The following is an 18,579-nucleotide window of genomic DNA, read 5'->3' as shown; positions in this document are numbered from 1 at the left end:
AAACTCAAAGTCATGAAAAACGCTCTATCCGTATCTTTAATAATAAGTTGCTTATTTTTCTCATTAAATGGTTTTGCTCAAAAGCAAAAGTACTCCTTCAATGAAGTTTATTCTGTATCGGAATCGCCTAAGCTGACCATCAATACAGCTGACGGTGATGTATCTATTTATCCTTCTGATAAAAATGAAATAGAGGTATTTTACATTGTAGAACGGAATAATGAAGTACTGAAAATTTCTCCAAAGGAATTGGAAGAGGAATTTATCATAGACATCTCTTCAGGAAACAACTATTTGTCTATATCAGTGAAACAGCGCTACCAATATCGAATGAGAGACTGGAGGAATAGACTCAATGTTTCATTTGAAATATACACACCGTTCAAAACCTCATGTGATTTGAGAACATCTGATGGCGACGTGAGATTGAGAGGATTAACCGCTGCTCAAGAGATGCAAACCAGTGATGGTGATATTGATGTGTCGAAAGTTAACGGAGATTTATATGCTCGCACTTCTGATGGTGATATTTATGTGAGTCAAGTGGTAGGGGATGTAGAATCGATTACTAGTGACGGTGATATAGAGCTAAAAAATATAGATGGGGACGTAGATGGTCGTACCTCGGACGGTGATGTAGAATTAGAAGATATAAAAGGTGAAGTAGATCTCGTGACAAGCGATGGGGATATAACCGCAGTGGGGATGGATGGAAATTTAGAATTAACGAGCAGTGATGGTGATCTTCGATTGGGACGAGTCAATGGAACTATGACCGTAAATACATCTGATGGTGATATTTCTTTTCGAGACCTGTCTGGATCACTGAAAGCACGAACTTCTGATGGACAGATCAAAGGAAACATGCTTGAATTAAACGGTGACTTAGAGCTACGAACATCTGATGGAAGTATCGCTGTTACTGTTCCAGGAAACAAGGGATTCGACTTGTTGCTCAGAGGAGAAGATATCCGGACCGTCTTAGATAATTTCTCAGGGACTTCAAAGGATCACTTAGTAGAAGGGCGAGTAAATGGCGGCGGCTCCTTAGTTAGCTTACATGCTTCAGGAGGAGATGTTAGCTTAACTTACGATTGAGTTCCTAAGAGGGGCCATGATTTTTACGATAAGCGTGCGGTGTCATATTAGTTTCCTTTTTAAAAGCTTGATATAGAGAAGAAACGCCTGCAAATCCAAAATCCTTAGCCAGCTGTTCGACTTTGTCCAATCGGTCCGGATTTTCGAGGATGACCTTTATGTCGGAGATTCGGTATTGATTAACAAACTGGTTGAAATTGTTTAAACCTTCCTGTTGGATAGACTGTGAAATAAGATATGCCGGAATTTGAAGTTGTAGAGCTACTTGGTTTATTGTAAGGCCCTTTTTTTTATAAACTTTCTCGGAAAGAAAGAGTTGAGTTAACCTTGTGAATAATGTTTTTAGTTCAGGGTCAAAGGAAGGTGTTCCACTATGCTTTTTTAAGAATAGATGATTTTTGATGATAATAAAGTTAAAATAGTATAGCGCAGTACAGGCAACTACAGAGCCAGCTACATAAAATTCTATAGTATTCGTGACTAGTTGTGCAATGAAGGCCGTGTCAATCAGAGCAAAGCAAAAAAGTAAGGTGTTCATTTCTTGTTTTAGCCCTGTAAATGGTCTCTGAAAGTATAGTGAGATAAGATAGAGACTAAATGCAGCTGTGCCGAGTCGGTAGGCCCAATTGAGATGATCAAAGCCCAACCAGTGACCTGAAATCAGTAGGAGAAACGACGGAAGGTAGTGATACCAGTATCTATTTATTACTTTTTGGTTTTGCCTTTGGGTTGCGTAGTTCGTTAAACTTGGCCGGATCATCCAGAGTCCAACGCAACCCAACAGAACGCCCCAATGAATCTTTTCTGTCCATACATGTGAAAAGATGGATTTTCCAATCCTTAGCCCCAAGCCAATCAAAAGTATGGCAAGAAATGAAAGTGCTTTGTTGGATGATCTTTTGGTGAAGAAAAGTCCGGCTAAGAATAAACTTTGCACTATGGCAATGGAACAAAAAACCGCTATTCCTATTTTCCAGTATTCATTTGGGGCCATTTGAGTCGTTTACAGTTTGTTTCATATTCCACAAATGTGAAAAAATTACCTCTGCTTTTTTGTCACTTTTCTAGGAGCGTATGCGTGATTGCAAGATAAACTTTAAACAAAAAATGATGAGAGAATATTATATGCTTTTTGCTTTTTTACTGTTGCTGCTATGCTTCGCGAATCATGCAAAAGGGCAAGATGAAACAAATGGCAAATGGTGGCCGCATCCAGAGTGGGGAGTCGGAGATGAAGCAGGGTCATCCAATAGAATATCTACAATTACGGTAATGCGAGCGATGTCTATGATTAAGGAAGGGAAGATAAGTGAATTGTCCTTTGTTCATGAGCCGGAAATGCCAGTGGCTTTAGGTAGAACTTTTAAGGTCATTTCACCCTCATTTCCTACTGGAGGGCCAGCAGGGCTAAATAATATTGTTTGGAATGACGACTACTTTTCAGGTGAATTGGGTCATGCAGGAACTCAGTTTGATGCACCGTCACATATAGGCAAACGAATCATTTTACCTAATGGAAAAACGGAAGATCGGTACTATAATGGTTTCACTGGAGATGACTTAAAAAGCCCATATGGAGTTTTAAAATTAGGTGTAGAAAAGGTGAAACCAATTGTTACACGCTGCTATTTAATTGATATAGCAAAGTCAAAAAATGTTAACACTTTAGGTGATGGATATGAGGTTACACTTAAGGATGTGAAGGAAGCGATGAGGAAACAAAGTATTGCGCCAGAAGACATTCAGGAAGGCGATGCTGTGTTTTTTAATTATGGGTGGTGGAGATACTGGCCAGATAAGGAAAAGGTGTTGGCACCAAGACCAGGTATAAATAAGGAAGTGGCGGAATGGTTAGTCAGTAAGAAGATTTCTTTGGTTGGTTCGGATAATTCTACCGATCAAGGAGGGACGCATGCCGTTCATTTTGATATGTTAGTAAAGCACGGAATTGTAAATCTTGAATTTATGAATTTTGAGGAAATATTGAGGAGTGAAGTTGACCGATTCGCTCTTTTCTTCACACCTATCAGGTTAAAAGGTGCTACCGGATCTCCTGCAAGACCCATTGCTATATACTAGCGGTAGTCGTTTGGTTGCTTTATTTTTTCGGATTTACTTGAAAATGAGACTTGCTCACTATACCGATTTGGTATATCAGAGCAAGTCTCAATGCATAAGAAGAAAATTGATCTTCCTGGCGATCTGCTGATCACACAGATATTATTTCCAAGGCTTGAAGTTTTTGGCTGCTGGCCCCTTCAAACCTTTCTTTCTAGTATCTCTTTTGATTGCTACTTTATTTTCATCAGTTGTAGTATCTGCCCACACTTTTTGATTTTTGGCTTCTGGCCCTTTCATAGATATTTGGTCAGCACTAGTGTATACCTCAGCAGCTGGACTTTCATCTTGCCATACCTTATAGTTTTTGGCTTTCGGTCCTTTTAGGTCATTTTTACTTTGTGCTTGATTTACTGTACAAATAAAAAACAGTGCACCAAGGGTAAATAATAGCTTTTTCATCGTTCAGTTATTTTCAGGTTTAACTTTATTGATTACACATGCAATTTACAAGAAGAAGACTTGAGCCTAGCTCTATATTATTAGTGAAATTGCACTCAGTAAATATACGGATATGGCTTAAAATGGACGAATAGATGGTTTTTGAGCCAATTTTCACTTGTGGGTGATTTTTCAACTTCCAGAATTTTGACTCGTGCAAAATTCCAATTTAAAGGTTGATAATTTAGCTTATTTTAAAGCGTATTAGGTCTTAGGTTCGAGAAGTCGCGTTTTATCTATTGGCTCATAAAAAACAAAAAAAAATATGCGGAATGCTAGGTTTAAAATACGAGACGCAAAAAACAATGAGTTCGAGGTCATTGGACAACTGATGGTAAGGGTGTATGCTCAATTAAATGGTTTCCCTTCGCCAAAGGAACAGCCGAAATATTACAAGATGCTTAGCACAATTGGTAAGGTGACCGAACAGACCGACACCAGACTATTAGTAGCCGTATCTAAAGAAGGGGAAATAGGTGGTGCTGTGGTATACTTCGGTAATATGAAAAATTATGGATCTGGAGGAACAGCTACGCTGGAAGAGAATGCCTCAGGTTTTAGATTGCTCGCAGTGGATGCCAAATGGCGAGGGCAAGGATTGGGTAGGCTTCTGATTAGCGCTTGTATCGATTTGGCCAGAGATTCTAAAAAAGGACACTTGGTTATTCACTCAACGAAGGCGATGCAGATCGCTTGGAATATGTACGAAAAGATAGGGTTCAAGCGGGCTTTAGACCTGGATTTTAAACAGGGCGATTTACCGGTCTTTGGGTTCCGTTTATTGCTTTAGTTTGATGTGATATCTGTGTTTTCGTAATTGTTGTACGTGTTGGTTATTAGATCACAGTCTTTAAAATAGAATTGATATCTAGTAGACTAAAAACCCCAATTGCCATGTGCAGCATTAGCAAATCTTATAAAACCTTATTGATTTCGGTAAGCATTGTTTTCTTACAGGTCTTTATTTCCTGTGAATCCGAAGATGAAGTCATTTTTGGTGAAGGGGTGTTTACGACTGTAGTAGGTACATCATCGATAGAAGGTGAGTTGTTTTTGCCGGAGGGGAAAGGGCCATTTCCGGTTTTAATCGCTGTAGAGGGGTCAGGCAATGAAGACAGAGCGAGTACCGAGCCGTTTGCTCCTATTTTTAATTCATTTGGTTATGGCTTGTATATTTACGATAAACGTGGAATAGGTGGTTCTACGGGAGTTTATCCCACCGAGACCGTGGAGAATCCCTTTGATTTTTTAGCTGCCAGAGCACAGGATGTTTCTAGTATTATTCAATTGTTGCAGAAGCATCATGATATAGAGAAGGGTAAAATTGGTCTGTTTGCTGCAAGTCAAGGTACTTGGGTTAGTACGATGATCTACGAGGAGATGACAACAGATATTAATGTAATGATTTTCGCTAGTGGAGGCGCGGCCTCAACGGGAGAAGAACAGTTTTATGAAAGTTTAATTGCAGATGGCTATTCTGTGGAAGAGTCCAATCAAATGATTTCTGAATATAATGGAGAGATAGGGTACGACCCAAAATCAGTTTTAAAATCTTGCACGATTGAAACATTGTTTTTATTTGGAGGGCGGGATATGAGCCATCCTACTTTGTTCGACGAAGAAGTGGTCACAGCTATGGCTAAACCAAACTTTACGATTTATAGTTTTGGAAATGCTAATCATAGCCTATTTGACGTGGATACTGAGGAGTTTCCACAGGATTTGTTTTCAAAAATTAATGACTGGTTGAGCCTTCAGAAATAGCAGACTATTTTCCGTTTCTTTTTTTCTCGATGTATTCGTCCATGCGAGAAAGAAGTCTCCACCATTCGGATCCATCTTCTCTAAATTCACGAATAGCACCTGCTCGTACCAGAATTTTTCGTAGCTCATCATCTTCGAAGCCACCCAGATGTTTCTTCAGCACATCGAAGGACCGATCTGTATAAGTTTTATGACTTAGGAAATGCTTTGCTGTTTCCTCAGCCATAAAATCGGTCTTGTAGGTTTGCTTGAGGATTTCTAAATCATGTTTGAGTTGCTGGCGCTGGGTGAAGTAGGTGATTAGGCCACCAAAGGCGGTGCCAATGAGCGCCGCCAGAGTGGGAAATAGAATTTCGGTCATGGTTGGTTTGGTTTTATGAATTTTGAGCCATCAGCTCTTTATAGTCTTCAATACTTTGTAAAATGATTTCTTTGGCTGTGGCTGCATCCTGAAATTCCTCAACTTCGACAGTCTTTTGCTCTAGCTTCTTATAATCCTCAAAGAAATTTTTCAATTCCTTAGTGAAATGAGGAGGTAAATCGCCAATATCGTTCATATGATTGACACTCATGTCATTTTCAGCTACTGCGATGATTTTATCATCTGCTTCACCACCATCGAGCATACGCATCACGCCAATCACTTTGGCAGATACAATACACATAGGAACAATGTCAATTTGTGACAATACTACGATATCTAATGGATCACCATCGTCACAGTAGGTTTGAGGAATGAAACCATAGTTGGCAGGGTAGTACATGGCAGAGTAAAGTACTCTATCCATCATTAAAAGACCAGAGTCTTTATCCAGTTCGTATTTTGCCCTTGTGTTTTGTGGGATTTCAATGATGCCATTCACCACATCTGGCGTGCCCGCACCAACGGCCACTTTGTGCCAGGGATTACTTGGAAATATTTTCATAGTGTGTGTTTCGAAATAAAAACGCAAAGGTAATCGCTCTGGGAATAAAGGCTAAGCAGAAGTGATAAAGATTAGTTGTTAGTTGTAATCAATTTACTAATTGACCTAGCAACCAAATTCAATGTGAGTAGGGTAGGGCATCCATGTATCCTTTCGTTTTAGTTGTAGCACATCTATTACAATTATGAAAAAGTTATTTCTTTCTATAGCTATACTTACTTTCACACAGGCAAGAGCCCAGACCTTTGACGTTCATACACCGAAGACATTTGCAGAAATTTTGGTCCAAACCTATGATGAAACCTGGACGCCTTCTACTATTTCAGCCATAGAGAACCTGAAACATATCATTCTACTTGATGCTTCTGCTCAAACCGATGCCCTAATTTGGGACGATGCTACAACTTCGACAACAAGTTTTAAAAATAAAGATCATCTCAGCGGCAGCTCGGCCACCTATTCTTCTTTATTACGTGGTATGTTTCAACTGGTAGATATCAACTCTAATACGGATGCTGCACTGTCTGGTCAATATTTGATCAAACCCTTACTCAATAGCTATGCAGCATTGAATACGGACGGGAGTAGTTTGATTACATCGGACGCAGGGTCGTACTATGCGGATGATACAGGAGGATATTTGGTTTTTGAGCTAGAAGGCTTAGCGGCTAGTACTACCATCAAGGCAGTGGCGCAGTATGATCACAATTCGTCGACAGCACAATTCGAATCTAACGAATCATGGACCACTCAATGGTTGATGATATCTGGAGAAGATTTAGCGTTGACTTCAACTGAGGGAGATGCATCAGCCTTCTATTTAGCGAATCCATTTGATTTAATAGATTTTAGCTTGGAAGTTGGGTCTGATTTTAATCCAGGGAGTACAGCATGGCAAGACAATGAATTTGCGGCGTATCCTGACGAAGTTTGGGATTATGAGGATAGCGACTTGTTTGGAGATCAACTGTTGAAAGATGTAGATGAGAGCTACCAGTCCCAGTTTGGAAATTCATCTGAAGTCAGTGCCGCGGCAAGTGAAGCACTGGATGAAATAGCAACTGCATTAACTAATGAAGGGGCCTCTCTGCGATATGACCAATCGGTTTATCTGACGTTTCGAGAAAATTTATTGGCAAGAACTTTTGGTGCGAATGATATCTACAACAGCAAATTGGATGAAAGTACCGTCGAATACGTGTATTTCACCAATGCGACAGACGATGAAGGGTTGCACCACCCTTTCATGGTTATCGCTTCGCACAACGCTTCTGATGGGCCAAATTTTCTTATTGATGTAGCCAGACCTCCGGGAGATGGAGAAGGAGGTGGGTATGAAGAACAAACCATTACAAGAAATGCAGTGTTAGAAGTGAAATTGGTTAAAATTCCATTGAAGGACTATGGATTGGTCCAAGAGCTTACGGATAATGATTTGAGCGATTATGGAAGTCTGGCCAACGACATGAATTTAGGAGCTTCAGAATATGATACTTACAATTATACAGGTACGTCTTCGAGTGGAATAGCGATAGACGGTGTCGTTATATACCCTTCGTACAATAATAATTTGAGAGTTGCAGCCGCAGATGCTGAGATCACGAGCATGGGTATACATGTGGGCAGAGGTATGGGTTTGCATTACCATGCAGATGGGCATGGGTATAATGGCAATGGCATTAATCTTTACAATTATTCCGATTACGACGGAAAAGATCATCCCCCACTGATTGGTTTTGCTTATGATGGAGTGGCTTTATTTGGGAAATATGAAGTCAATTATTCTGAAATGGCTGGCTACAGCGAGGAATTGGATGACTATGGCGGGCATGATCATAGTGACTTCGGTTATCACTATCATGCTTTTGCCGGAGATATGACTTATGAAGATCAAGGAGAGACTGTGGGCCCTTTTACCCAGCATCATTTATTAGTAGGTGCATGGAGAGGAAATATCAACAACATCCCTGGTTTTAGTGAGGTAAGTACAGCGCAGTTGAAGGAAGAGGACACTGGACGTTTTGCTGGCGCAACTTACGATGCTTCGACTGCTACCACTTTATCCGTGGCCAACTTAGAAAATGCAATGAAGGTCTACCCAAACCCAAACACGGGTGTGTTTGTGGTGGAAGTTGATGGTGTGCAGAAACTGACACTATATGATCTCAATGGTCGGATAAAACAAACAGTGAGGGTAGAAAATAACAAAACACTTTTTGAGAGCAAGAACTTAGGCAAAGGCTTATTTGTAATTAAAGGTAATGGATTGCAATCTTCATATATTCAGAAGGTCATAATCAAATAGTTGCTCTAGGAGAATACCATTTACTGAATCCGACAACCTACGGGTTGTTGATAATCTACTGACACAGCCTTATTGGAAAGTACATTGTTCAATGTCATTTGAACATAGTTATTACGGACCAGGGACTCCGATTGAGGGCTGTCGTCTATGGCGCCCTGGTATACTTTTCTATATCCTTTGTCGGAAGGTGTTAGAATGATAACCTCAGGACTTTTTTCTACATTTAAGGATTTGCGCACTGCATGGTTCTTGTCAGCAAAATATAGAAGGTCATCATCAAGACTATTTGCTTCTTCCTTCATATGAGCAAGAGTTTCCTTTTTGGATGGATGGGAAGCATGTGGATTTACCAAAACAAACCGCACGTTTTGATCAGCATATTGCGCGGACATTGCACTTACCCGATCTTTATAAAGTTTAGCATAAGGACAACGAATGCTAGTAAACACCATAACTACGGCACTGTGGGAATCGAAATGATTCATGGTGATTTCGCTATCTGTCATTACATTATAGAGACGCAGGTCTTTACTAACTATACTCTGGCCAACGCAAAAAGTGGAGACGAATAAGGCGCCAAGGATAAGGGTGAGTCTTAGGTTCATGTTTGGTTTTAGGTAACTACTTTAAAGGTAGAAGTTTTGTTGAGTTTTCCGTTAGAAGCGCAGCTGTTAAACGTTATAAACCAGGAAATATTCTAAAAAATACTCATAATTGAGTAGGAAATTTTCGACGCCCTCGTCAGTAATGACTTGAGCCTGTATTTCTTCAGGTGTAATTTGCTGAATGGCTAATTGCTCTGCGAAAATCAGGCTTTTTCTACCGTGAACTTTGTACAAAGCTTCTTTAGCTGACCAGTGCAAGCATAGTTTTTTTAAATCGTTTTGGCAGTAGGCAAGTTCCTTTGGATTAAGGAACTTGTGCTTGATTTTGACTAATTGAGGCCGCATAGATTCAATGTCAATTCCGCATGGACTGGAAGGATGAATAGCACAAGCAACCATAGGGTAACTGTGAGAAATGGATATTTGATAATTCGAGTCGACCAAATGAGGTTTGCCAAATTCATCTTTTTCAATCCCTTGGTAGGGAATATCTAGTTCGTTGCAAACTTGTTGAACCAACTGGCGTGAAGCTAAAAATTCTAACCTCTTCTTAGGATGTAGATGATCCAAATCTGAGTGATCATGCTTTAAAATGTCATCATTTTCGGATGTTATTTCCGCCAGACCTACACTTGTGCTGTTCGGATCTGTTTTTATCCAGCGCGTCTGCATTTAGGATGCTGCGTTTTCCAATCGAGAATTAGCGATATCCAACGCCGCAAAAATGGCGGTGCGCATAGATCCTTCGTCTGCCTGATTTTTACCAGCAATGGCATAGGCAGTTCCGTGATCTGGTGATGTTCTGACAAAAGGCAAGCCGGCTGTGAAATTGACTCCTGTTGAGAAGGTTAGACTTTTGAATGGAATTAGTCCTTGGTCATGGTACATGGCCAGTACGGCATCAAACTTATGGTGCTCACCAGATCCAAAGAACCCATCTGCTGGGTATGGTCCCATTACAATTTGTCCTTTTGATTTAAACTCTTCAATAGCTGGACGGATGACTTCAATTTCTTCTTGACCCAAAAGGCCATCTTCACCGGCATGTGGATTGAGCCCTAATACAGCAATTTTTGGCTTCTGTATGCCAAAGTCCTGCTTGAGGGATTTGCTCATCATTTTGAGCTTTTTCATAATACTTTCTTTGGTCACGGATGCGGCTACATCTTTGAGTGGAATGTGTCCTGTTAATACCCCCACACGCATAGCATCCGACACCATAAACATCAGGCTTTCTTTAGAATCAGCTTTCTCCGCAAGATATTCCGTATGTCCGGCAAATTTGAAATTGTCGTTTTGGATATTAAGTTTGTTGATAGGGGCTGTCACAAGTGCTGCAATCTTACCTTCTTTCAAATCTTTGGTAGCGGCTTCCAGTGCTTTGAAAGCATACTTGCCTCCCGTGGCATTGTCTTGTCCCGGGTTGATTTCCACCATCTCCTCCCAGCAGTTAAGGACGTTTACCTTTCTGTGGTAAGGTTTGGACAAGTCGTTAATGGGAGAGAAATTAAAATTGTTGCGGTCGAGCTGCTTTCTATAAAACGAAAGTACTTTTGCAGAGCCATAAATGATGGGCGTGAGGTGCTGGGTAATTTTACTATTCTCCAATGCCTTTATGATCACCTCCGGTCCGACACCGTTGATGTCACCCATGGTGATTCCTATGAGTGGTTTTTGTTTATGGCTTTTAGATTCTTTGTCCATGTCTAATGTCAAAATTTAATGATCCGTATCCACTGTTTTGGTATAGGGATCATCTACATTTAGGTATGTATTAAATGAATATTTGATTGCTAATTTAAAAGGAATACCTGAGATACACCTAGTGATCTTGGTCCATCCTTGCAATCCATCAAAATAGAAGATAAAACTGAATTCTAGAGTAAAATTTAGATAAAGCATTGCGTAAACTATGGCCGGAGTAAAACCCAAAAAACATTTAGGACAGCACTTTCTCAAGGATCAAAACATTGCCAATAACATTGTTAAAGGACTATTCGATGTTGCCGATCCTAACTGCGTATTGGAAGTAGGACCTGGTACAGGGGTGCTTTCCGACTTGATGGTCGACAAAGGAATCGATCAACTGGTTTTAATGGATTTGGATTCGGAGTCCATCGATTATCTAAAAAATAGATACATAGGACAAGAAGTAGATATTCAATACGCGGATTTCCTGAAAAGTGATTTTAAGAAAATATTCAATGACCAACCGTTGAGTATTATTGGCAATTTTCCTTACAACATTTCCTCACAGATATTCTTTAAAGTTTTAGAGAATAGAAATCAGGTAAATTATGTGGTTGGCATGATCCAAAAGGAAGTGGCCGATCGTATCGTTTCCAAAGAAGGCAATAAAACCTATGGCATTCTCAGTGTATTGTTACAGGCTTATTATGACATCGAGTATTTGTTTACCGTTCCTCCCAATGTTTTCAACCCACCACCTAAAGTAAACTCTGGCGTTATTCGATTAGTACGGAATAATGTTCAGCAGTTGGGCTGTGATGAGGTGTTGTTCAAACGGGTAGTGAAAGAAGGATTTGGAAAGCGACGTAAAACCTTGCGAAACGCTTTGAAAGGCCTAAATTTGCCCGAATCCATACAGCAAATGGATGTATTGAACAAGCGTGCTGAACAGCTTTCAGTCGCTGATTTTATCGAATTGACTAAACTAATTGAGGGACATGATTGAGCACATGGAGTTTGAGTTGTCGAAGGAATATCTCGAGCGATTTACCGAAGCGGTGGATGCTAAAGAGGAGAACTTCGTCACGTCAACACTCGATGGTGTTAATCCTGCGGATATATCAGAGGTTATTCGAGAACTCGATGCCGAACAGACCAAGTTTGTGATCGATCTTTTGGATGTAGAGGTAGGTGCTGAGGTTATTGTCAATCTTGAAGAGGACCGACAGTCTTTGTTCTTGGAAAATTTCACGGCAGATGAACTTGCTGGGTTTGTAGATCAGATGGATTCTGATGATGGGGTAGACGTCATCAATGAGTTACCTATAGAGAAGCGTGAAGAAGTAATTGCCTCTGTAGAAAATGAGGAAAAAGCCGGATACATCCTGGATCTGCTGCGCTACGAAGAAGATGTAGCGGGTGGTTTGATGGCTAAGGAGATGATCTGCGCCAATCTCAATTGGACCATTCAGCAGTGTATCGAAGAAATTAGAAAACAGGCCGAAAACGTAGAAAAAATCTACTCGGTCTATGTAGTGGACAACGAAGGTAAACTGCTGGGACGCGTATCGCTTAAGAAGATTATCCTTTCTGAACCAGATGCCCTGGTCGCTGATATATACGAAGAAGATATCGTCTCCGTGGGTACGCATGCCGATGAAGAGGAGGTGGCACTCACCATGCAAAAGTATGATCTGGAAGCTTTGCCAGTAGTGAATGTGAAAGGCAAGCTCGTAGGACGCATCACGATTGATGACGCGATGGACGTGATTACCGAGCAAGCGGAAGAGGATCGTCAAATGATGACGGGTATCTCTGGAGATGTGGAGGAGGACGATAGTGTCTGGATACTGTCCAAAGCTCGTTTGCCTTGGTTGGTTATCGGACTGGTGGGAGGATTGCTTGGGGCTAAATTCATTAGTCTGTTTGAGAAAGATATTGCACTTATTCCCGCCATGGCTTTTTTCATTCCACTCATCACGGCTACAGGAGGAAATGTAGGTATTCAGTCTTCGTCGATAGTGGTACAGGGCTTAGCCAGTTATAATGCCTTTGAAGATTCGTTATTTAAGAAAATGGTCAAAGTACTGTTTGTAGCAGTGGTCAATGGAATCATCTTAGCATTGATTGTATTCGGGATTGTGATCTTCTCCACCTCAGATCAAGCAATGGCGGGTACCGTCGCGATTGCATTGTTTAGCGTGGTGCTTTTGGCTTCTTTCATGGGAACCATCACTCCTTTGATTCTGGATCGGGTAGGTATCAATCCCGCCATGGCATCCGGGCCATTCATTACTACAGCCAATGACCTGCTTGGTTTGACTGTTTATTTTTTAGTTGCACATTTTCTATACGGTTTCTAACCCATGACCAATCATCGCATTTTAATTATCGACGAAATGCACAAGAGCATTTCTCCATTGCTGACAAAGGCTGGCTTTGAGCCAAAATACAAGCCCGACATTACGAGAGAAGAGATTATCAATCACAAGGATCAGTTTGTCGGATTTATTGTGAGAAGTAAGACCACGATTGATCAAGAACTGTTGGCAGGGCAAAAAGAACTGAAGTTTATCGCTCGGGCTGGGGCAGGAGTAGATCAGTGCGATGTAGACTATTTAGCCTCAAGAAACATTGAATTGCTCAACGCACCAGAAGGCAATCGTGATGCCCTAGGTGAACACGTGGTGGGCATGTTGCTTTCATTGTCCAACAATCTCCGGCATGGAGATATGGACGTACGAAACAAGGTCTGGGATAGAGAAGGAAACCGTGGGTTTGAAATCAGTGGCAAGACCGTAGGCCTATTGGGTTATGGTCACATGGGCAGTGCCTTGGCAGAAAAGTTGAGTGGTTTTGGTTGTCGAGTGATCGCCTATGACAAGTACAAGGAAAACTACGGAGACCTGTACGCCGAGCAGGTGGCTATGGAGGACATCTTTGAGCAAGCCGATATTTTCAGTTTGCATGTGCCATTGACAGATGAAACCAGGAACTTGGTGGATCTCGATTATTTCCAGCAATTCAAAAAGCCGATTGTATTCATCAATGCCTCTAGAGGAGAGGTAGTGCCATTAAAGGATTTGTTGGCCGCCATGAAAGATGGAACGGTGCGCATGGCAGCACTGGATGTGTTGGAAAACGAAAAACTTCATTTCTTAACCGATCCGCAAGCCAAAATATTCAATCAATTGATCAAAGATGATCGTGTACTCTTCTCACCCCACGTGGGAGGGTGGTCATTCGAGTCTTATCAGAAAATCAACGAAGTACTGGTTGATAAAATCAAACATCTAAACTTGACCGATGGAAAATAAAAAGGGATGGATTGGAAAACTCCTGATGGAGTTTATCTCGGTAGTATTTGCTGTGCTGCTGGCATTGGGGTTGAATCATTGGAGAGAAGCTAATAACGATCAAAAACTGGCCGAAAGGGCACTGGTGAATATTTTCCTGGAGGTATATACCAATCAAAAAGACGTAGCGGAAGAGCAACTAACCTACGAGGAGCGTCTGGAAGAGGTGAAGGTGTATAAGGACTCCTATGATCAGGGAGAACCAATGAAATACTCTTTGGGATTTAACATCCCCTTACTCAGCGATGCAGCCTGGAATGTGGCCAATTCCACCGGGGCCATCAAAGATTTTGATCAGGACATTTTATTGGATCTCTCCAGTCTTTATGCATTTCAGGAGATGTATCAGAAAAACGGAATCGAATATATGCAGCACATGAATACGGTGGAGTTCAAAAAATCAGAAAACGCAAAAGCCATCATTGACTCCAACTATGGACAACTCCGAACCTTCGAAAACTGGAGTCAAATCCTCTCAGATGCTTATCTGGAATTTATCAAAACCTACGGCTCGAAATATCAGAAGCTATTGCCGGATAGTGTTTTGGTGGAGTAGGTGGGTATAAAGGCCATGTTATGGAGCTTACCTTACTCTCGCAAAATTCTTAATCTCGTTAAGTCGATTCTCGTCAGCAAGTTCCCAGCCTCCATTCTTTTTGTTCCTTAGTTCTATCAATATTAGAGAGTCTTGAGTTACATGAAATGTTTGTTCTAGGTCAGGTGGAAGTTTAGATACGTCATCTACTTCAAACGCGACAGTTTTAGTTAGAACTTTAAGAGTGTTACTGTTCAATTCATATTTTGAGTCAAAAGTCCAGTCGTACTCTCCCATAAAATACTCTACGTCTGTTGAGTTGATGAAAGTTAGAGAGTCGCCATTGAAGAGTTCGGTTCCTTCGGTTGTCCATATACTACTCTCCAAGTTCAACTGAAACTCTTCACAAATACCAAGTTCATAATTCCAACTACCTTCTGAGTCAAGGCATTTGTCGGACTTAATGAATTCATTTACAGCTCTAAATCCAAAGATTCCGCTAATGACTAAAAACGATGTGAAAATTAGAGTTTTTGGTTTCATTTGATCGAGTGATGCGCTCCATAACGCCTGTGCAGGATTATGTGCCTCACAGCCTGATTAAAGCAGAAAGATAGTCGATCCGCGCACAACCCCAAAAGCCTGTTTATCCATTAGCCTCGAATTAGACCTCTAGGGAAACCATGAATGCGTTATCAGTATTTTGTAGATTCCGCGAGGAGCGGTGGTACTGATTCTGGCATTGATTCGATAAGCTCGCAGGGGTATTCGTACCTACATGTTGTAGGTAGTTTGTTCATTGTAAGTGTTCGAAAGTCTTTGAAAAAGTTAACCCGTCAATACCTAATTCCTCCTTTTTGCTTAAATATTGTAATTTATTCATGGGGCCAATTAGTCCATTGTTTGTTTCCCATTCCATTGTTTTCTTAACTGGCAAAATAAAATAATTGGTTTGTCTTGATTTATTACTATTGTAGATGTTGTAGGGGTGTTGTTTTGCGATAATATATTCCTCATTATATCCAACGGAGTAGATTGTCGCGCCGATTAATGTAATATAGGTTTCTCTATCATCTGGAGTATGGTACGCAATGCTCATTTGTTGATGCACGTCCACGGCGATCAAGTAATGATTCTTCACCAGTTCTTCTTTGTATGCAGCTCCACATCTTGTTAGAATTATGACAGTAAAGAGTATGATTAAATATTTGCTAATTGAGTTCATTTATTAGCTAGAACAACCGAATATAAACAATGCACTATATCCGCACTGCATCTATACTGTGATTTAAAATTTTTGATTTTTTTTAAAAGAGCTGCTACCCAAGGATACGACTTTTTCGTAATGGATCAAAATAGCCTCGAGAAAACTATAAGGTTTTCAAAACCTTATAGTTTTGAATCAAATCCATTCCAGTTCCTCCTTCGTCATATCTGAACTTGTATTCTCTCCCGTATTGACCGTAGAAGCGGGTTCGAACATCATGACCCAGGCTTCTTTTTCGGCACTGGGTTGGTGAAGTACCCCTTTGGGTACCACGATCATTTCGCCTTCATCAAGTGTTTCCGTTCTGTCCTTAAACTTGACCTGAATCTGCCCTTTGATAACCTGGAAGAGCTCGTCTTCATGTTCGTGTTTATGCATCTCGAAGGAGCCTTTGAATTTGGCGATTTTCACCAGTTGTCCATTGAGTTCTCCAATGATACGAGGATGCCAGTAGTCGTCAAATAGATTGAATTTTTCTTTGAGGTTTATCTTGTTCATGTGTCTGAGCTTTGTAGGAATTAACTGAGTTATTCGTTTATTTGTTGCAAATAATTCAATCGATTGAGCGAAGCCAAGGACATACTAAAAAAATACTGGGGATACGATACATTTCGACCTTTACAGGAGGAGATCATCGAGTCTGTACTTGCTGGTCAGGACACGCTCGCGCTCTTGCCTACAGGAGGAGGAAAGTCCATCTGCTTCCAAGTGCCCGGTTTGATGCTGGACGGTTTGTGCCTGGTGATTTCTCCATTAATTGCACTGATGCAAGACCAAGTGCAACAACTCAAACAAAGAGGCATTTCAGCCGCCGCGGTGACATCGGGCATGCCCAAAAGAGAAATTGATATCCTGTTGGATAATTGTGTATTCGGAAAAGTGAAGTTTCTCTATGTGTCACCAGAACGTTTGAAATCTGACCTTTTCATTGAGAGATTGAAGAAGATGAATGTGGGGCTCTTGGCAATTGACGAAGCACATTGTATTTCACAGTGGGGTTATGATTTTCGTCCGTCCTATGTGGAGATTGCATCCATCTACGACTATCTATCAGATATCAAAAAAATCGCCCTCACTGCCACGGCTACCGCTGATGTGGCTCATGATATTTGTGAGAAACTCGCATTCGAAGAACCAGCCACTTTCCAAAAGAGTTTTGCTCGGGCCAATCTTTCTTACTCTGCCTTCGAACTTGAAAACAAAGGACCTAAGCTAATCGACATATTAAACAATGTGAAAGGCTCGGCCATCGTGTATGTGAAGAGTCGCCTGGAAACCCAGAACGTGGCTAAATACCTCTACCAGCATGGCATCTCATCGGACTTTTATCATGCAGGGTTAGATCCCGTTACTCGTAACAAAAAACAGGAAGAGTGGATCAAGAACGTTCGGCGTGTGATGGTAGCGACCAATGCTTTCGGCATGGGGATCGACAAGCCGGATGTAAGAGTGGTGGTGCATTTGGATCTGCCTGATTCGTTAGAGGCTTATTATCAGGAAGCAGGGCGAGCCGGACGTGATGAACGAAGTGCTTTTGCAGTCTTACTATACAACCCATCCGATCTATTTCGCTTGAACGAAAGTGAAAAACATAAGAACCCAACACTGGATTATGTGCAACGGGTGTATCAAGCCATTGCTAACTATTTCAAGCTAGCAACTGGCAGTAGCCAATGGCAGAGTTATGATTTTGATCTGAAGCAGTTTGCCTCTACCTACCAGCTCAATCCACGAGAAGCCCACTTTTGTATTCAGAAATTGGAAGAGATGGGTTTGCTACTTCTGAGTGAGAGTTTGAATAAGTCGAGTACGGTCAAGTTTGCACTAGATGGCAACGAAGTCTACAAATTCACTATTTCTAATGGAGCTTACGAACCAGTGATTAAGTCGATGCTTCGGCTTTATGGTGGAGGGCTGTATGCCGATTTCATGAATGTGTCCGAATTTGAAGTGGCCAAACTGAGTAAGCTCTCAAAGAGTGAGGTAATCAAAAAACTACAACTGCTGGAGCAACAGGGTGTGATTGTGTACGACCCTATGAAGACCTTACCACAGCTTACCTATCTCACGCCGAGATTAGAGGTGTCTGCATTGAAAAAATTCTACAACGAAGTAGTCCCTCGCCACCAAGTCATCAAAGAAAAGGTAGAGGCCATGAAGGCTTATGCAGCCAACAAGGAAGGTTGTCGGACACGAATATTTCAGGAGTACTTCAATGAAAAAACTTATCTCAACTGTGGTGTATGTGATGTGTGTATCAAAGCTAAAAAGGAGGAAAAGCTGATCGCTGCACTAGATCAAACCCAAAGTGAAATTCTAGCTCTTGTCACTTCTGGAACCAACTATATCGACGAACTCAAAGACGCTGTAGAAGCTAAAGGAGATTTCGTCTTCACTGAGGCTATCCGAATCTTGATCGATGAAGGCAAGGTAGAGATGGAGGGGTATGATCGGTTAATAATAATATGAAATTTG

The 18,579-nt window shown here is 41.1% G+C and carries 20 protein-coding genes; 10 read left to right on the top strand and 10 right to left on the bottom strand.

Annotation, left to right across the window (positions count from 1 at the left end):
* Positions 1 to 12 precede the first annotated feature (12 nt).
* Positions 13 to 1,098 (top strand): DUF4097 family beta strand repeat-containing protein, encoded by a 1,086-nt coding sequence (locus ACO6S2_RS17085; protein ID WP_422359773.1) that lies wholly within the window; start codon positions 13 to 15, stop codon positions 1,096 to 1,098.
* Positions 1,099 to 1,102: 4 nt separating this feature from the next.
* Here the strand turns inward: ACO6S2_RS17085 and ACO6S2_RS17080 are convergent, their stop codons facing one another.
* On the bottom strand, positions 1,103 to 2,092 hold the full coding sequence (locus ACO6S2_RS17080; protein ID WP_422359772.1) for a helix-turn-helix domain-containing protein: 990 nt from the start codon (positions 2,090 to 2,092) through the stop codon (positions 1,103 to 1,105).
* A 113-nt stretch (positions 2,093 to 2,205) separates the two neighbouring features.
* Here ACO6S2_RS17080 and ACO6S2_RS17075 point away from each other — a divergent pair, with 113 nt between their 5' ends.
* Positions 2,206 to 3,177: a cyclase family protein gene (locus ACO6S2_RS17075; protein WP_422359771.1), complete on the top strand. Its 972-nt coding sequence runs from the start codon at positions 2,206 to 2,208 to the stop codon at positions 3,175 to 3,177.
* Positions 3,178 to 3,318: 141 nt separating this feature from the next.
* On the opposite strand, the gene ACO6S2_RS17070 is transcribed toward ACO6S2_RS17075, so the two are convergent.
* Positions 3,319 to 3,618, bottom strand: coding sequence for a hypothetical protein (locus tag ACO6S2_RS17070; protein WP_422359770.1), 300 nt, complete (start codon positions 3,616 to 3,618; stop codon positions 3,319 to 3,321).
* 304 nt (positions 3,619 to 3,922) lie between these two features.
* Here ACO6S2_RS17070 and ACO6S2_RS17065 point away from each other — a divergent pair, with 304 nt between their 5' ends.
* Both ACO6S2_RS17065 and ACO6S2_RS17060 read left to right on the top strand, forming a co-directional pair.
* Positions 3,923 to 4,447, top strand: a complete 525-nt coding sequence (locus ACO6S2_RS17065) for a GNAT family N-acetyltransferase (RefSeq protein ID WP_422359769.1) — start codon at positions 3,923 to 3,925, stop codon at positions 4,445 to 4,447.
* Positions 4,448 to 4,551: 104 nt separating this feature from the next.
* Positions 4,552 to 5,421 carry an alpha/beta hydrolase family protein gene (locus ACO6S2_RS17060; RefSeq protein WP_422359768.1) on the top strand — a complete coding sequence of 290 codons (870 nt, stop codon included), beginning with the start codon at positions 4,552 to 4,554 and terminating at the stop codon, positions 5,419 to 5,421.
* 4 nt (positions 5,422 to 5,425) lie between these two features.
* Here ACO6S2_RS17060 and ACO6S2_RS17055 read toward each other — a convergent pair whose 3' ends face one another.
* A complete protein-coding gene (locus tag ACO6S2_RS17055) occupies positions 5,426 to 5,782 on the bottom strand; it encodes a hypothetical protein (RefSeq protein WP_422359767.1) in 357 nt (118 codons plus the stop codon).
* A 13-nt stretch (positions 5,783 to 5,795) separates the two neighbouring features.
* The gene (locus tag ACO6S2_RS17050) at positions 5,796 to 6,347 is read right to left on the bottom strand and encodes an inorganic diphosphatase (protein ID WP_422359766.1); all 552 of its coding nucleotides are present in this window, start codon (positions 6,345 to 6,347) and stop codon (positions 5,796 to 5,798) included.
* A 184-nt stretch (positions 6,348 to 6,531) separates the two neighbouring features.
* Between ACO6S2_RS17050 and ACO6S2_RS17045 the strand changes: the two genes are divergently transcribed.
* Positions 6,532 to 8,652, top strand: a complete 2,121-nt coding sequence (locus ACO6S2_RS17045; RefSeq protein WP_422359765.1) for a T9SS type A sorting domain-containing protein — start codon at positions 6,532 to 6,534, stop codon at positions 8,650 to 8,652.
* 20 nt (positions 8,653 to 8,672) lie between these two features.
* On the opposite strand, the gene ACO6S2_RS17040 is transcribed toward ACO6S2_RS17045, so the two are convergent.
* From ACO6S2_RS17040 to pdxA, 3 genes are all read right to left on the bottom strand, one after another.
* Positions 8,673 to 9,257 carry a thioredoxin-like domain-containing protein gene (locus ACO6S2_RS17040; protein WP_422359764.1) on the bottom strand — a complete coding sequence of 195 codons (585 nt, stop codon included), beginning with the start codon at positions 9,255 to 9,257 and terminating at the stop codon, positions 8,673 to 8,675.
* A 66-nt stretch (positions 9,258 to 9,323) separates the two neighbouring features.
* Positions 9,324 to 9,929, bottom strand: coding sequence for a 4'-phosphopantetheinyl transferase family protein (locus tag ACO6S2_RS17035; RefSeq protein ID WP_422359763.1), 606 nt, complete (start codon positions 9,927 to 9,929; stop codon positions 9,324 to 9,326).
* Complete coding sequence (gene pdxA / locus ACO6S2_RS17030) at positions 9,930 to 10,961, bottom strand: 4-hydroxythreonine-4-phosphate dehydrogenase PdxA (protein ID WP_422359762.1); 1,032 nt, start codon at positions 10,959 to 10,961, stop codon at positions 9,930 to 9,932.
* A 208-nt stretch (positions 10,962 to 11,169) separates the two neighbouring features.
* Here pdxA and rsmA point away from each other — a divergent pair, with 208 nt between their 5' ends.
* From rsmA to ACO6S2_RS17010, 4 genes are read left to right on the top strand one after another with little or no spacing between them, the layout of a single operon-like run.
* Positions 11,170 to 11,952, top strand: a complete 783-nt coding sequence (gene rsmA, locus ACO6S2_RS17025) for a 16S rRNA (adenine(1518)-N(6)/adenine(1519)-N(6))-dimethyltransferase RsmA (protein WP_422359761.1) — start codon at positions 11,170 to 11,172, stop codon at positions 11,950 to 11,952.
* Complete coding sequence (gene mgtE / locus ACO6S2_RS17020) at positions 11,945 to 13,309, top strand: magnesium transporter (protein ID WP_422359760.1); 1,365 nt, start codon at positions 11,945 to 11,947, stop codon at positions 13,307 to 13,309. Before rsmA ends, mgtE begins: the two co-directional genes overlap by 8 nt.
* Positions 13,310 to 13,312: 3 nt before the next feature.
* A complete protein-coding gene (locus ACO6S2_RS17015; protein WP_422359759.1) occupies positions 13,313 to 14,263 on the top strand; it encodes an NAD(P)-dependent oxidoreductase in 951 nt (316 codons plus the stop codon).
* On the top strand, positions 14,253 to 14,858 hold the full coding sequence (locus tag ACO6S2_RS17010) for a hypothetical protein (RefSeq protein WP_422359758.1): 606 nt from the start codon (positions 14,253 to 14,255) through the stop codon (positions 14,856 to 14,858). The genes ACO6S2_RS17015 and ACO6S2_RS17010 overlap by 11 nt, the downstream gene beginning before the upstream one ends.
* A 27-nt stretch (positions 14,859 to 14,885) precedes the next feature.
* Here the strand turns inward: ACO6S2_RS17010 and ACO6S2_RS17005 are convergent, their stop codons facing one another.
* The 3 genes from ACO6S2_RS17005 to ACO6S2_RS16995 all read right to left on the bottom strand — a co-directional run bounded on the left by ACO6S2_RS17005 (position 14,886) and on the right by ACO6S2_RS16995 (position 16,602).
* Entirely contained in the window at positions 14,886 to 15,380 is a 495-nt protein-coding gene (locus ACO6S2_RS17005) for a hypothetical protein (RefSeq protein ID WP_422359757.1), read from the bottom strand.
* 253 nt (positions 15,381 to 15,633) lie between these two features.
* A complete protein-coding gene (locus ACO6S2_RS17000; protein ID WP_422359756.1) occupies positions 15,634 to 16,062 on the bottom strand; it encodes a hypothetical protein in 429 nt (142 codons plus the stop codon).
* Between the two features lie 177 nt (positions 16,063 to 16,239).
* Positions 16,240 to 16,602 carry a cupin domain-containing protein gene (locus tag ACO6S2_RS16995; protein ID WP_422359755.1) on the bottom strand — a complete coding sequence of 121 codons (363 nt, stop codon included), beginning with the start codon at positions 16,600 to 16,602 and terminating at the stop codon, positions 16,240 to 16,242.
* 63 nt (positions 16,603 to 16,665) lie between these two features.
* On the opposite strand from ACO6S2_RS16995, the gene ACO6S2_RS16990 reads away from it, so the two are divergent.
* A complete protein-coding gene (locus ACO6S2_RS16990; RefSeq protein WP_422359754.1) occupies positions 16,666 to 18,573 on the top strand; it encodes a RecQ family ATP-dependent DNA helicase in 1,908 nt (635 codons plus the stop codon).
* Positions 18,574 to 18,579 lie beyond the last annotated feature (6 nt).

Source organism: Reichenbachiella sp., assembly GCF_965233835.1.
GTDB lineage: Bacteria > Bacteroidota > Bacteroidia > Cytophagales > Cyclobacteriaceae > Reichenbachiella.
This window is presented reverse-complemented; position numbering and strand designations above follow the sequence as displayed.